The 14988-nt window shown below is 71.4% G+C and carries 12 protein-coding genes; 6 read left to right on the top strand and 6 right to left on the bottom strand.

Annotated elements, in window-relative coordinates; genetic code table 11:
- The first annotated feature begins 41 nt into the window (after positions 1-41).
- On the top strand, positions 42-1091 hold the full coding sequence (locus AC07FY_RS25895) for an LLM class F420-dependent oxidoreductase (RefSeq protein WP_479010431.1): 1050 nt from the start codon (positions 42-44) through the stop codon (positions 1089-1091).
- Between the two features lie 481 nt (positions 1092-1572).
- Here AC07FY_RS25895 and AC07FY_RS25890 read toward each other — a convergent pair whose 3' ends face one another.
- On the bottom strand, positions 1573-2565 hold the full coding sequence (locus tag AC07FY_RS25890) for a magnesium and cobalt transport protein CorA (protein WP_479010428.1): 993 nt from the start codon (positions 2563-2565) through the stop codon (positions 1573-1575).
- Positions 2566-2619: 54 nt separating this feature from the next.
- Between AC07FY_RS25890 and AC07FY_RS25885 the strand changes: the two genes are divergently transcribed.
- The 4 genes from AC07FY_RS25885 to mshC all read left to right on the top strand — a co-directional run bounded on the left by AC07FY_RS25885 (position 2620) and on the right by mshC (position 6136).
- Positions 2620-3324 carry a histidine phosphatase family protein gene (locus AC07FY_RS25885; protein WP_479010425.1) on the top strand — a complete coding sequence of 235 codons (705 nt, stop codon included), beginning with the start codon at positions 2620-2622 and terminating at the stop codon, positions 3322-3324.
- A gap of 66 nt (positions 3325-3390) precedes the next feature.
- Positions 3391-3981, top strand: coding sequence for a DUF3090 domain-containing protein (locus tag AC07FY_RS25880; RefSeq protein WP_479010423.1), 591 nt, complete (start codon positions 3391-3393; stop codon positions 3979-3981).
- 5 nt (positions 3982-3986) lie between these two features.
- Entirely contained in the window at positions 3987-4796 is an 810-nt protein-coding gene (locus AC07FY_RS25875) for an SCO1664 family protein (protein WP_479010420.1), read from the top strand.
- Positions 4797-4906: 110 nt separating this feature from the next.
- A complete protein-coding gene (mshC, locus tag AC07FY_RS25870) occupies positions 4907-6136 on the top strand; it encodes a cysteine--1-D-myo-inosityl 2-amino-2-deoxy-alpha-D-glucopyranoside ligase (RefSeq protein ID WP_479010417.1) in 1230 nt (409 codons plus the stop codon).
- A 217-nt stretch (positions 6137-6353) separates the two neighbouring features.
- On the opposite strand, the gene AC07FY_RS25865 is transcribed toward mshC, so the two are convergent.
- From AC07FY_RS25865 to AC07FY_RS25845, 5 genes are all read right to left on the bottom strand, one after another.
- Positions 6354-7340: a PAC2 family protein gene (locus AC07FY_RS25865; protein WP_479010414.1), complete on the bottom strand. Its 987-nt coding sequence runs from the start codon at positions 7338-7340 to the stop codon at positions 6354-6356.
- 127 nt (positions 7341-7467) lie between these two features.
- A complete protein-coding gene (locus tag AC07FY_RS25860) occupies positions 7468-9075 on the bottom strand; it encodes a glycerol-3-phosphate dehydrogenase/oxidase (protein WP_479010411.1) in 1608 nt (535 codons plus the stop codon).
- A 42-nt stretch (positions 9076-9117) separates the two neighbouring features.
- Positions 9118-10644 carry a glycerol kinase GlpK gene (glpK, locus tag AC07FY_RS25855; RefSeq protein WP_479010408.1) on the bottom strand — a complete coding sequence of 509 codons (1527 nt, stop codon included), beginning with the start codon at positions 10642-10644 and terminating at the stop codon, positions 9118-9120.
- Between the two features lie 36 nt (positions 10645-10680).
- Positions 10681-11469, bottom strand: a complete 789-nt coding sequence (locus AC07FY_RS25850; protein ID WP_479010405.1) for an MIP/aquaporin family protein — start codon at positions 11467-11469, stop codon at positions 10681-10683.
- A gap of 317 nt (positions 11470-11786) precedes the next feature.
- Complete coding sequence (locus AC07FY_RS25845; RefSeq protein WP_479010402.1) at positions 11787-12554, bottom strand: IclR family transcriptional regulator; 768 nt, start codon at positions 12552-12554, stop codon at positions 11787-11789.
- 266 nt (positions 12555-12820) lie between these two features.
- On the opposite strand from AC07FY_RS25845, the gene AC07FY_RS25840 reads away from it, so the two are divergent.
- Positions 12821-14988 (top strand): homocysteine S-methyltransferase family protein (locus AC07FY_RS25840; RefSeq protein WP_479010399.1); only part of this gene is annotated, 2168 nt, incomplete at its 3' end.

Here is a 14988-nt window from a genome sequence, read left to right as displayed (position 1 = left end):
ACGCACGTTACTGATCGGTACATTCGGTAAGGGGACGACACATGCGGCTCGGCATCAATCTCGGCTACTGGGGTGCGGGCATGGACGCCGACAACCTCGCCGTCGCACAGGAGGCCGACCGCCTCGGCTACGACGTCTGCTGGGCCGCCGAGGCCTACGGCTCCGACGCCCCGACCGTCCTCGCCTGGGTCGCCGCCCAGACCGAGCGGATCGACGTCGGCTCGGCGATCCTGCAGATCCCGGCCCGCCAGCCCGCCATGACGGCCATGACCGCCGCGACCCTGGACTCCCTCACCAAGGGCCGCTTCCGGCTGGGCCTCGGCGTCTCCGGCCCCCAGGTCTCCGAAGGCTGGTACGGCGTCACGTTCGACAAGCCGCTCGCACGGACCCGGGAGTACGTGGAGATCGTCCGCAAGGCGATGAGCCGCGAGCGCCTGACCTACGAGGGGGAGCACTGGACGCTGCCCCTCCCCGGCGGCCCGGGCAAGCCGATCAAGCTGACCGTGCACCCGGAGCGCGAGCACATCCCGCTCTACATCGCGGCGATCGGACCCAAGAACCTCCAGCAGACCGGCGAGATCGCCGACGGCGCGCTGCTGATCTTCCCGGCCGCCGAGCACCTGGAGGCCACCGCGCTCACCCACATCCGGGCGGGCCGCGAGAAGGCCGGGCTGACCATGGACGGCTTCGACGTCTGCCCGACGGTGCCGCTGGCCCTCGGCGAGGACGTGACCGCGCTCGCCGACACCTTCCGCCCGTACACCGCCCTGTACGTGGGCGGCATGGGCAGCCGCAAGCAGAACTTCTACAACCAGCTCGCCCAGCGCATGGGATACGAGAAGGAAGCCGCCGAGATCCAGGACAAGTACCTGGCCGGCGACAAGGCGGGCGCCGCCGCGGCCGTCCCGCACTCCCTGATCGACTCCACCACGCTGCTCGGCCCGGTCGAGCGGATCGCGGACGGGATGCGGGCCTACGCCGAGGCCGGGGTCACTACCCTCACCCTGGCCCCGGCCGGCTTCACGCTCGACGAGCGGATCGCCGCCCTGCGGGCCGGCACCGAGGCCATGGAGCGCGCGGGCCTCGCCTGACCGTCACCGACGCCGTCCGCCCGGCGCCCGCGGGTGGTGCGGGGCGGCGCCGGGAAATCCGCGGCCGTGGTGGGGGCTCGGGGGTCTTCCCCGCCACGGCCGACACCGCCTTCAACGCGCGGGGCGCCCGCCGGGTTACGCACCACCGCCCGACCGCCGGTTTCGTTCATTCGGGCGAGTGGCCCAGCCCCTCGGTCGCCGCCCCCCGCGGCCGGAGTTCGACTCGGTGCATGCTCTCCGCCCGCGGCCTGTTCCGGGAGATCGCCGACATCGACGGCTCCTTCAAAGCGGCCGCGCTCGCCGCCGGGCTCCGGGCGGTGTTACGCGTACGAGCGGTTCAGCGGCTGGCACCGGAGGGTCCGCCTGCGCGTGCCCGACGGGCGCAGGCGCCCTGGGCGCGGCGCGCCGGTCACCGCGCCCGAGTTCGCCTGCCCCCGCCCGCCCCGCCCCGGCGCCACCGCCGGGACCGGCAGCGACCCGGCTACAGCCAGCCCCGGCGCTTGAACAGCCGGTGCAAACCCACGCACGCGCCGACCATCAGCAGCACCACGGCCGGATACCCCAGGCCCCACGCCAGCTCGGGCATGTGCTCGAAGTTCATCCCGTAGATGCCCGCGACCATCGTCGGCACGGCCGCCATCGCCGCCCAGGCGGAGATCTTGCGCATGTCGTCGTTCTGCCGCACGCCCATCTGCGCCAGATGCGCGGCGAGGGCGTCCGACAGCAGCCGGTCCAGGCCCTCGACGTACTCGTTGGCCTTGGACAGGTGGTCGGCCACGTCACGGAAGAACGGCCGTGCCTGCTCGTGGACGAAGGGCACCGTTCCGAAGGCGAGCCGGTCCATCGGCTGCGCGAGCGGGCTCGTCGCCCGCCGGAACTCCAGCACCTGCCGCTTGAAGCCGTAAATCCGCGAGGCGGTGTTCTTGGTGTCCGAGGCGTTCGGGGCGAAGACGTCGGCCTCCAGCTCCTCCAGGTCCACCTGGAGTTCGGCCGCCACGTCGATGTAGTGGTCCACCACCGCGTCGGAGACCGCGTACAGCACGGCGGTGGGGCCGTGCCGCAGGACGTCCGGCTCCTGCTCCAGCCGGCGCCGTACGGCGGCCAGCGCCGCGCCCTCGCCGTGCCGGACGGTGACCACGAACGAGTCGCCGATGAAGACCATCAGCTCGCCGGTGGTGACGATGTCGGTGTGGTCGTCGTAGAGCACCGGCTTGAGGACAACGAACAGCGAGTCGTCGTACACCTCCAGCTTCGGGCGCTGGTGCGCGGTCAGGGCGTCCTCGACCGCCAGCGGGTGCAGCCCGAGCTCGGTGCGGACGCGTTCGAACTCGCCGCCGGTCGGTTCGTGCACGCCCACCCAGAGGAAGGCGTCCTCCGAGGCCCGCGCCGCCCGGAGGGCGTCCGGGAAGTCCGCGGGGGCCTCGGTGCGGCGGCCGTTGCGGTAAAGCGCGCAGTCCACGATCACGCGGCGCATTCTCCCCCGCGCACGCCCGCCCCGCACGTCGCCGGCACGGCTTAGGCTGGCGGCATGGCCACGCTGATCCTCGTACGACACGGGCGGTCCACCGCCAACACCGCCGGGCTGCTCGCCGGATGGACCCCGGGAGTGGCGCTGGACGAGCGGGGCGCCGAGCAGGCCGCCGCGCTGCCCGGCAGGCTGGCCGGCGTACCGCTCGCCGCCGTCGTCACCAGCCCGCTGCAACGCTGCCGGGAGACCCTGGCCCCGCTGCTGGCCGCCCGGCCGGAGCTCCCGGTGCACACCGACGAGCGGATCGGCGAATGCCACTACGGCGACTGGTCGGGCCGCAAACTCGCCGAACTGGCCGACGAGCCCCTGATGAAGATCGTCCAGCAGCACCCCTCGGCCGCCGCCTTTCCCGGCGGCGAGTCCATGCGCGCCATGCAGGCGCGCGCCGTGGAAGCCGTACGGGACTGGAACGCGCGGGTCGAGGAGGAACACGGCGGTGACGCCGTCTTCCTGATGTGCTCCCACGGCGACATCATCAAATCGCTCGTGGCGGACGCCCTGGGCATGCACCTGGACCTCTTCCAGCGCATCCACGTCGACCCCTGCTCCGTGACCGCCGTCCGGTACACCCCCACGCGGCCGTTCGTGTTCCGGCTCGGTGACACCGGGGACCTCGGCTCGCTCGCCCCGCGCGCGGCGGCGCCGGACAAAGCGGTGGAAGACGGGGGCAACGCCGTCGTCGGAGGCGGTGCGGGCGCGGTGTGATCGAACGGCGCAGTAGGGTGGACTGGCCCGTGCATGAGGGCTGCCGCCGAGACTTGGAGACTGGACGTGCCCCGTCAGGTGTTCCTCTACGACCCGCCGGACCGCTTCGTCGCCGGCACGGTCGGTCTGCCGGGACGCCGTACGTTCTTCCTGCAGGCTTCGTCCGGCCCCCGCGTCACCAGTGTCTCCCTGGAGAAGACCCAGGTCGCGGCGCTGGCCGAGCGCATGGACGAGCTGCTGGACGAGGTCGTGCGGCGCACCGGCGGCAACGCCCCCGTCCCGGCCATGGCCCCGGCCGAGGCCGCCGACACCGCGCCGCTGGACGTGCCGGTCGACGAGGAGTTCCGCGTCGGCACCATGGCCCTCGCCTGGGACGGCGAGGAGCAGCGCATGATCGTCGAGGCGCAGGCCCTGGTCGAACTCGACGCCGATTCGGACGAGGACCTCGCCGAGGCGGAGGAACGGCTGCTCCAGGACGAGGAGAACGGCCCGCCGATGCTGCGGGTCCGTCTGACCGGCGCCCAGGCCCGGGCCTTCGCCAAGCGGGCCCTGGATGTGGTCAACGCGGGCCGGCCGCCGTGCCCGCTGTGCAGCCTGCCGCTGGACCCGGAGGGGCACGTCTGCCCCCGCCAGAACGGCTACCGGCGCCAGGTGTGACCGCCATGGGGGAGCGGGAGGAGTTCGAGGAACTGCTCACCAGGGGTGAGCTGACCGTCGTCGGCCGGATCCGCGAGGCGTCCAACGCCGTGCTGCTCTGCACCGTCGCGTACCAGGGCGTGAGCGCCGACTGCGTGTACAAGCCGGTGAAGGGCGAGCGCCCGCTGTGGGACTTCCCCGACGGCAACCTGGCCCAGCGCGAGGTCGCCTCCTACCTGGTCTCCGAGGCCACCGGCTGGGGCCTGGTGCCCGCCACCGTGCTGCGCGAGGGACCCTACGGCGAGGGCATGGTCCAGCGCTGGATCGCATCCCCCGAGAACGGGACGCCCGGCACCGGACTGCTCGCGCTGGTGGAGGGCGAGGAGCCGGGTGAGGGCTGGAAGCCGGTGGGCTTCGCCGAAGTGGGCGAGGGCCGGACCGCCCTGCTCGTGCACGCCGACGACGCCCGGCTGCGCCGGCTCGCCGTCCTGGACGCGGTGATCAACAACGGCGACCGCAAGGGCGGCCACCTGCTGCCCGGCGCCGACGGGCGGCTCTACGGGATCGACCACGGCGTCACCTTCCACGCGGAGGACAAACTGCGCACCCTCCTGTGGGGGTGGGCGGGGGAGCCGCTGACGGACGAGGCGCGCGAGGTGCTGGCCTCCCTGGCCGCCGGGCTGGCGGACGGTGCCCCGCTGGCCACCCGGCTGGCCGAACTGATCACGGGGGCCGAGCTGGCCGCCGTACGGGGCCGGGTGGCCCAGCTGCTGCGCACGGGAACGCACCCGGAGCCCTCCGGTCAGTGGCCGTCCATCCCGTGGCCGCCGGTGTGAACCGGCCAAGGGCGGCAGGCACAGTTCCGGCCAGATCGCAAGGACGCCCTTCCGGACAACACCGCAGGTCCGGTTCGTATCAAGAACATCCGTCCGGTTAGGCTCGACGCATGCATGCCTGGCCCGCTTCCGAGGTCCCCGCCCTTCCTGGCAAGGGCCGCGACCTCGAGATCCACGACACCGCGACCCAGGGGACGATCACCCTCGCCCCCGGTCCCGTCGCCCGCATCTACGTCTGCGGCATCACCCCGTACGACGCGACCCACATCGGTCACGCGGCGACCTACAACGCGTTCGACCTCGTACAGCGCGTGTGGCTCGACACCAAGCGGCAGGTCCACTACGTCCAGAACGTCACGGACGTGGATGATCCCCTCCTGGAACGGGCCCAGCGCGACGGCCACGACTGGACCGAACTCGCCGAGCGCGAGACGGCCCTCTTCCGCGAGGACATGACCGCCCTGCGCATGCTGCCGCCGCAGCAGTACATCGGGGCCGTCGAGGCCATACCCGGCATCGTGCCGCTGGTCGAGCGCCTGCGGGACGCCGGCGCGGCCTACGAGCTGGACGGCGACACCTACTTCTCGGTCGAGTCCGACCCGCACTTCGGCGAGGTCTCCCACCTCGACGCCGAGGCGATGCGGCTGCTCTCGGCGGAGCGGGGCGGCGACCCGGACCGGCCCGGCAAGAAGAACCCGCTCGACCCGATGCTGTGGATGGCCGCGCGTCCGGGCGAGCCGAGCTGGGACGGCGGCTCGCTGGGCCGCGGCCGGCCCGGCTGGCACATCGAGTGCGTGGCCATCGCCCTGGACCACCTGGGCATGGGCTTCGACATCCAGGGCGGCGGGTCCGACCTGGTCTTCCCGCACCACGAGATGGGCGCCTCGCACGCGCAAGCCCTGACGGGCGACTTCCCGATGGCCAAGGCGTACGTCCACGCCGGGATGGTCGCCCTGAACGGCGAGAAGATGTCGAAGTCCAAGGGCAACCTCGTCTTCGTGTCCGCGCTGCGGCGGGCCGGGGTCGACCCGGCGGCGATCCGCCTGGCGCTGCTCTCGCACCACTACCGGGCCGACTGGGAGTGGACGGACGAGGTGCTCGCCGAGGCCGAGGCCCGGCTGGGGCGCTGGCGCGCCGCCGTGTCCCGCCCGGACGGGCTGCCGGCGGACGCGCTGGTCGAGGAGGTACGCGAGGCCCTGGCGAACGACCTGGACGCTCCCGCGGCGCTGGCCGCCGTGGACCGCTGGGTGGACGCGCAGAACGCCTCCGACGGCGACGACGAGTCGGCCCCGGGCCTGGTCTCCCGCACCGTGGACGCCCTCCTGGGCGTGGCGCTGTAGTCGTCTGGGGGCCGTGCACTGGGGCGCCGCCCCCGGCCCGCCGCGCCTCGCCCGCCGGCGGGGCTGCGTTCCGTCCCGCCCGGGGCCGGGTCGCGCGAAGCGCGATTCCAGCCCCCGGCGTTTGCGGAGCGGGGTGTGGGGCGGAGCCCCGCGAAGCCCGGGGACGCTTGCGCGGCGGCGGCGCACCCGCTCCCCAAAGCGGGGCCGCCCCGGCAGGCTACGCCTCCGGCGGGGCGTCGTCCTCCGGCGGACCCGCGACGGGGGGCTGGGGATCCTCCCCGGAGGTGTCGGGGCGCCGCTTCGAACCCCGCGGGAGCCCGCTGGACGGGTCCCGCAGGTAGGAGCTGTCGCCCGGCTCCGCGGACGGGTCGCGCCGGCGCAGGTACCGCTCGAACTCCCGGGCGATGGCGTCCCCCGACGCCTCCGGCAGGTCCGCCGTGTCCCGCGCCTCCTCCAGCGTCTGGACGTACTCCGCCACCTCGCTGTCCTCCGCCGCGAGTTGGTCCACGCCCAGCTGCCACGCCCGCGCGTCCTCGGGGAGTTCGCCCAGCGGGATCCTGATGTCGATCAGGTCCTCCAGCCGGTTCAGCAGGGCCAGCGTGGCCTTGGGGTTGGGCGGTTGGGAGACGTAGTGCGGAACGGCCGCCCACAGCGACACCGCCGGAACGCCCGCGTGCGTGCAAGCCTCCTGGAGGATCCCCACGATGCCGGTCGGGCCCTCGTACTTCGTCTCCTCCAGGTCCATCGTCCGCGCCAGGTCCGCGTCGGAGGTGACCCCGCTGACCGGGACCGGCCGCGTGTGCGGGGTGTCCCCCAGGAGCGCACCCAGGATGACGACCATCTCCACGCCCAGCTCGTGTGCGAAGCCGAGGATCTCGTTGCAGAACGACCGCCACCGCATGGACGGTTCGATCCCGCGCACCAGGACCAGGTCGCGCGGCTTGGCGCCGCCGATCCGGACCACCGACAGCCGCGTCGTCGGCCAGGTGATCTTCCGTACCCCGTTGTCCAGCCACACCGTCGGGCGGTTGACCTGGAAGTCGTAGTAGTCCTCGGCGTCGAGCGCCGCGAACACCTCGCCCTTCCACTCCCGGTCCAGGTGTGCGACCGCACCGGAGGCCGCGTCACCCGCGTCGTTCCAGCCCTCGAACGCGGCCACCATGACCGGGTCGATCAGCTCGGGCACGCCCTCAAGCTCGATCACCCAGGTCTCCTTCCGAAGTTCCCTTGTGTACGTGGGTCAGCCTAAGCCTTGATGAGGCACCGGCCACAGCCCACGACAGAGGGGCGGTTCCCCTCGGAACCGCCCCTCTTCCCCACCTGCGGCGCGGCTATGCCTTGCGGCTCAGCATCTCCTCGACCCGGGCGCGCACGGAGGCGTCGTCCAGGCCGCGGACCGTCACCGTCGTACGCCGGCGCAGCACGTCGTCCACCGTCTGCGCCCACTCGTTGTCCCGGGCGTAGGCGACCTGCGCCCAGATCTCCGGACCGTCCGGGTGGATGCGCTCGGCCAGCGCCGGGTCCTCGTTAGCCAGGCGCGCGATGTCGAAGGCCAGCGAGCCGTAGTGCGAGGCCAGGTGCCGGGCGGTGAGCGGGTCCATCCGCGTCCCGGGGTCGCGGTCCACCAGCAGTCGGTGCGCGACCGCGTTGGGGTTGGCGACACCGGGCAGCGGCACCCGGCGCACCAGGGACTTCACCGGCTCCATGTCCTCGGTCAGCGGGCTGCCCGGGAGCTTGGCCAGCTTGTCCATCACCACGCGGCCGATGTGGCGGTAGGTGGTCCACTTGCCGCCGGCCACCGACAGCATGCCGCCCGCGCCCTCGGAGACCACCGTCTCGCGCTTGGCCTTCTCGACACCGCCGGGGCCGCCGGGCAGCACCCGCAGGCCCGCGAAGGCGTAGGTCATCAGCGAGCGGTCCAGATCCGCGTCGTTCACCGAGAAGGCCGCCTCGTCCAGGATCTGCTGGATGTCGGCCTCGGTGGCGTGCACGTCCGCCGGGTCGCCCTCGTACACCTCGTCGGTGGTGCCCAGCAGCAGCTGGTCCTCCCAGGGCAGGGCGAACGTGATGCGGTACTTGTCGATCGGGGTGGCCATCGCGGCCTTCCACGGCGACTTGCGCTTCATCACGATGTGCGCGCCCTTGGACAGGCGGATGGAGGGCAGCGCGTGCTTGTCCTCCATGCGCCGCAGGTGGTCCACCCACGGGCCGGTGGCGTTGAGCACGACCCGTGCGTCCACCCCGAACTCCGTCCCGTCCAGACGGTCCCTGAGCTCGGCCCCGGCGACCCGGCCGCGCGTCATGCGCAGCCCGGTGACCTCGGCGTGGTTCAGCACGACCGCGCCCGAGTCGACGGCCGCGCGGACCGTCATGACCGCGACGCGCGAGTCGTTCATCTGGTGGTCGTAGTAGACGGCGACGGCCTTGAGGTTGTCCGTCTTCAGGCCCGGGTTGTCGGCGACGGCGCGGGCCGGCGAGATGACCTTGCCGATGCCGTCGCCGAAGGCCGAGAGCGCCGAGTACGCGAACACGCCCGCGCCCAGCTTCGCCGCGCCGACCGGCCCGCCCTTGTAGACGGGCAGGTAGAAGGTGAGCGGGTTGACCAGGTGCGGGGCCACGTCCTTGGCCAGCACCCGGCGCTCGTGGTGGTTCTCGGCGACCAGCTTGACCGCGCCGGTCTGCAGGTAGCGCAGGCCGCCGTGGACGAGCTTGGAGGAGGCGGAGGAGGTGGCGCCGGCGAAGTCGCCGGCGTCCACCATGGCGACCCGCAGCCCCGACTGCGCGGCGTGCCAGGCCACCGAGGTGCCCAGGATTCCACCGCCGATGACCAGCAGGTCGTACGTGGCCTTCGCCAGCTGCTCACGGGTCTCGGCGCGGCTCGGGTTCGAGCCGGCGGTCGGGTGCGTGCCCAGTGCGGGAACGCTCTGCAGGCTGCTCATATCTCTCTTAGCTCCTCGTCGATTGACTCAGCCGGTGTGCGGTCAGCTGGCGTCTTCGTCGTCGACCCAGCCCATGGACCGCTCCACGGCCTTGAGCCAGCTCTTGTACTCGCGCTCCCGCTGCTCGGCGGGCATCCGCGGGGTCCACTCCGCCGCACGGCGCCAGTTGGCGCGCAGGGCGTCGGTGTCGGGCCAGAAGCCGACGGCCAGGCCGGCGGCGTAGGCGGCGCCGAGGCAGGTGGTCTCGGCGACCATCGGACGGACCACGGGGGCGTCCAGGAAGTCCGAGAGCGTCTGCATCAGCAGGTTGTTGGAGGTCATGCCGCCGTCGACCTTGAGTGCGGTGAGCTCGACGCCGGAGTCCTTGGTCATGGCGTCGGTGATCTCGCGGGTCTGCCAGGCGGTGGCCTCCAGGACGGCACGGGCGATGTGCGCCTTGGTGACGTAGCGGGTCAGGCCGGCGATCACACCGCGGGCGTCGGAGCGCCAGTACGGGGCGAACAGGCCGGAGAAGGCCGGTACGAAGTAGGCGCCGCCGTTGTCCTCGACGGAGGAGGCCAGGGTCTCGATCTCGGCCGCGGACTTGATCAGGCCCATCTGGTCGCGCATCCACTGGACGAGCGAGCCGGTGACGGCGATGGAGCCCTCCAGCGCGTAGACCGGCTTCTGGTCGCCGATCTGGTAGCCGACCGTGGTCAGCAGGCCGCTGTAGGAGTTGATGATCTTGTCGCTGGTGTTCATCAGCATGAACGTGCCGGTGCCGTACGTGGACTTCGCCTCGCCCTCGGCGAAGCACGTCTGGCCGAACAGGGCGGCCTGCTGGTCACCGAGCGCCGAGGCGACCGGGACACCGGCGAGGACGCCGTCCTTGACGTGGCCGTAGACCTCGGCGGAGGACCTGATCTCCGGCAGGACGTTGAGCGGGACGCCCATGGACTCGGCGATCCTCTCGTCCCAGGCGAGGGTGTGCAGGTTCATCAGCATGGTGCGCGAGGCGTTGGTGACGTCGGTGACGTGCACGCCGCCCTGGGCGCCGCCCGTGAGGTTCCAGATGACCCACGAGTCCATGGTGCCGAAGAGGATGTCCCCGGCCTCGGCGCGCTCGCGCAGGCCCTCGACGTTGTCGAGCAGCCAGCGGACCTTCGGCCCGGCGAAGTAGCTCGCCAGGGGCAGGCCGGTCTCCCGGCGGAAGCGGTCCTGGCCGACGTTGCGGCCGAGCTCCTTGCACAGGGCGTCGGTGCGGGTGTCCTGCCAGACCAGCGCGTTGTGCACCGGCTCGCCGGTGTGCCTGTCCCACAGCAGCGTGGTCTCGCGCTGGTTGGTGATGCCGACGGCCTTGACGTCGGCGGCCGTGATCTCCGCCTTGGCGATGGCCCCGGCGACGACTTCCTGGACGTTGGTCCAGATCTCCGTGGCGTCGTGCTCGACCCAGCCCGGCTTGGGGAAGATCTGCTCGTGCTCCTTCTGGTCGACGGCGACGATGCGGCCGTCGCGGTCGAAGACGATGCAGCGGGAGGAGGTGGTGCCCTGGTCGATCGCGGCGATGAAGGGGCCGGTGCTCGTGGTCATGATGGCTGCTCCTGGGAAGTCCGGTGGGCGAACGGCTTAGACGAACGCGAGGTTGTAGATACCCGCGGCGAGGGCGCCGCCGATCAGCGGGCCGACGACGGGGATCCAGGCGTACCCCCAGTCGGAGCCGCCCTTGTTCGGCAGCGGCAGCAGTGCGTGGACGATGCGCGGACCCAGGTCGCGCGCCGGGTTGATGGCGTAGCCGGTCGGGCCGCCGAGCGAGAGGCCGATGCTGACGACGGTCAGGGCGACGATGAGGCCGCCGAGGGTGCCGAGGCCCTTGCCGTCGTCGTTGAGGCCGAAAGCGAGCACCGCGAGCACGAGCACGAGCGTGCCGATGATCTCGGTCGCGAGGTTCTGCCAGACGTTGCGGACCTCGGGGCCGGTGGCGAAGACGCCGAGCACCGGGCCGGCGTTGGGCTCCGTCTTCTGGTCGACCATGCCGGCGTGCTCGGACTTGGCGGCGACGATCTCGGGGTCGGTGAGGTGGGCCCGGAACTGGCCGTAGTACGCGACCCAGGCCAGCGCGGCACCGATCATGGCGCCGAGCAGCTGGCCGGCGAAGTAGACCGGGACGTTGCCCCAGTCGCCGTCCTTGATCGCGATGCCGACCGTGACGGCGGGGTTGAGGTGGGCGCCGGACAGGGTGCCGGTCATGTAGACGGCCGTCATGACCGCGAAACCCCACCCGAAGGTGATCGCCAGCCAGCCCGCGTTCTGCGCCTTCGAGCGCTTGAGTACGACGGCGGCGACCACGCCGGCGCCGAGCAGGATGAGGACGGCGGTACCGATGGTCTCGCCGATGAAGATGTCGGAGCTGGACACCCGCGACTCCTTACGTCCAGGGGTGGGCGGACACCGGGTCCCTCCGGTGGTTCCGCGCACTCGGTGAGTGCTGCACCGGTCCTTGGCCTTGCCCACCCTAACGCGTATTGCCGGTAGGTGTTCGACATTGCCGACCGATGAACGGCAGTTTTCCGCCTGTGTGAAGAACCCGTCAAGGCCTGGCCAGGTCAAAGAACCGGATCGTTACCAGTAGGTACGATCGCCCAAATCAGGCCAATCCATGATCAGTAAATGACAAACCCCACCCAAGTGCAGCCGGAAGCCGCCTCGGGTGGGCTGGATGTGTCAGGTCAAGCTCAGAACCGGCCTGCGCCGAGGTCGCGTGAAACCGACCGGGCGCAGTCCCGTACGGAGGCCACCAGAGCCGCCCGGGGCTCACCGGACTCCGCGCACACCCGCTCCACCGCCCCTGCCACGGCCACCGCGCCGACGGGCATCCTGCGCCGGTCGTGGATGGGCGCCGCCACCGAGGCGAGGCCCTCCCAGGTCTCCTCCACGTCCGCGGCCCAGCCGCGCGCCCGCGTGAGCCCGAGGACCTCCTCGAACCCGGCCGGGTCCGTGACCGTCCGCGGGGTGAACGCCTCGCGCTCCACCTCCAGGGCCTGGGTGTGCGCCACCGGGTCGTACGCGGACAGCACCTTGCCCAGGGCGGTGGAGTGCAGCGGCTGCATGGCCCCCACCTCCAGCACCTGGCGGCTGTCGTCGGGCCGGAACACGTGGTGCATGATCAGCACGCCGCTCTTGTGTAGCACGCCCACGTAGACGCTCTCGCCGCTCGCCCTGGCCAGGTCGTCCGTCCACACCAGGGCGCGGGCGCGCAGCTCGTGCACGTCGAGGTAGCTGTTGCCCAGGCGCAGCAGCTCCGCGCCCAGCTGGTAGCGGCCGGAGGCCGGGTCCTGCTCCACGAAGCCCTCCGCCTGGAGGGTGCGCAGGATGCCGTGCGCCGTGCCCTTGGCCAGACCCAGCGAGGACGCCACGTCCGACAGGCCCAGCCGGCGCTCACCGCCCGCCAGGAGTCGCAGCATCGCAGCGGCTCGCTCGAGCGACTGGATGTTCCGTGCCATGGCGCAGCCTCCTGCTGACGTAGTTCGACAATGCTGAACACTATCGGTCGATGCCGACTTTCTGCATGGTGTGGGGTCGGCGTACCCCCGTTCGGACCGCCACTCCCACGCGAACACACCCGACCGGACGTCCCGCGCACAGAATGCAGTCCGCCACGTGGGACGCCCGCACCGGGTCAGGTGCCACGCGGTTACCCTGGCCGCGTGCACCCCTGACACAGAGGGGGTGCAAAGCCGACAGCCGTCGCATCCCAGGGAGCTCAACCATGGCCTCGTTGCCGAACCCGCCCGCAGACACCCAGACCCGGGCCGATGCCCTGCGTGAGGCGCTCGCGTCCCGTGTGGTCGTGGCCGACGGGGCGATGGGGACGATGCTCCAGGCGCAGGATCCCTCGATGGAGGACTTCCAGCAGTTGGAGGGGTGCAACGAGGTCCTGAACGCGACGCGTCCGGACATCGTGCGCACGGTGCACGAGGCGTACTTCTCGGTGGGTGTGGACTGCGTCGAGACGAACACCTTCGGTGCGAACTACGCGGCGCTGGCGGAGTACGACATCGCCGAGCGGAACTTCGAATTGTCGCAGGCGGGCGCCCGGATCGCGCGTGAGGTGGCGGATGAGTTCACCGCCTCCACGGGGCAGCAGCGCTGGGTGCTGGGTTCGATGGGTCCGGGTACGAAGCTGCCGACGCTGGGCCACATCGCCTATGCCACGATCCGGGACGCCTATCAGGTGAACGCGGAGGGTCTGCTGTCGGGTGGCGCGGACGCGCTGCTGGTGGAGACCACGCAGGACCTGCTGCAGACGAAGTCCTCGATCATCGGTGCCCGGCGGGCGATGCAGGCTTTGGGTGTCTCGGTTCCGCTGATCTGCTCGGTGACGGTGGAGACGACCGGCACGATGCTGCTGGGTTCGGAGATCGGTGCGGCGCTGACGGCGCTGGAGCCGCTGGGCATCGACATGATCGGCTTGAACTGCGCCACCGGCCCGGCCGAGATGAGCGAGCACCTGCGCTACCTCGCCCGCCACGCCCGCATCCCGCTGTCCTGCATGCCCAACGCCGGCCTGCCCGTCCTGACCAAGGACGGCGCGCACTACCCGCTCAGCGCGGCGGAGCTCGCCGACGCGCAGGAGACCTTCGTCCGCGAGTACGGGCTCTCCCTGGTGGGCGGTTGCTGCGGCACCACCCCCGAGCACCTGCGGCAGGTCGTGGAGCGGGTGCGCGGCGCCGCTGTCACCGAGCGCACCCCCCAGCCCGAGCCGGGCGCGGCCTCGCTCTACCAGACGGTGCCGTTCCGGCAGGACACCTCTTACATGGCGATCGGTGAGCGGACGAACGCCAACGGGTCGAAGAAGTTCCGTGAGGCGATGCTGGAGGCCCGCTGGGACGACTGTGTGGAGATGGCGCGCGATCAGATCCGTGAGGGCGCGCACATGCTGGACCTGTGTGTGGACTACGTGGGCCGTGACGGTGTGGCGGACATGCAGGAGCTCGCCGGCCGCTTCGCCACCGCCTCCACCCTGCCGATCGTGTTGGACTCCACCGAGGTCCCCGTCATCCAGGCCGGCCTGGAGAAGCTGGGCGGTCGCGCCGTCATCAACTCGGTGAACTACGAGGACGGTGACGGGCCGGAGTCCCGTTTCGCGAAGGTCACCCGACTGGCCCAGGAGCACGGGGCTGCGTTGATCGCGTTGACCATCGATGAGGAGGGTCAGGCCCGGACGGTCGAGCACAAGGTCGCCATCGCCGAGCGGCTGATCGAGGACCTGACGGGGAATTGGGGGATCCAGGAGTGCGACATCCTCATCGACACCCTGACCTTCACGATCTGCACGGGGCAGGAGGAGTCCCGCAAGGACGGGATCGCGACGATCGAGGCGATCCGCGAGCTCAAGCGCCGCCGTCCGCAGGTGCAGACGACGTTGGGGCTGTCGAACATCTCCTTCGGTCTGAACCCGGCGGCGCGGGTGCTGCTGAACTCGGTGTTCCTCGACGAGTGCGTCAAGGCCGGCCTGGATTCGGCGATCGTGCACGCCTCGAAGATCCTGCCGATCGCCCGTTTCGATGAGGAGCAGGTCACCACGGCGCTGGATCTGATCTACGACCGGCGGGCGGAGGGCTATGACCCGCTGCAGAAGCTGATGGCGCTGTTCGAGGGTGTCAACACCAAGTCGTTGAAGGCGGGGCGTGCGGAGGAGTTGCTGGCGCTGCCGTTGGACGAGCGGTTGCAGCGGCGGATCATCGACGGGGAGAAGAACGGGCTGGAGGCGGACCTCGATGAGGCGCTGACGGCTCGGCCCGCGCTGGACATCGTCAACGACACCCTGCTGGAGGGGATGAAGGTCGTCGGTGAGCTGTTCGGGTCCGGTCAGATGCAGCTGCCGTTCGTGCTGCAGTCGGCCGAGGTGATGAAGACGGCGGTGGCGTATCTGGA

The organism is Streptomyces sp. NPDC045967, assembly GCF_056430495.1.
This window is presented reverse-complemented; position numbering and strand designations above follow the sequence as displayed.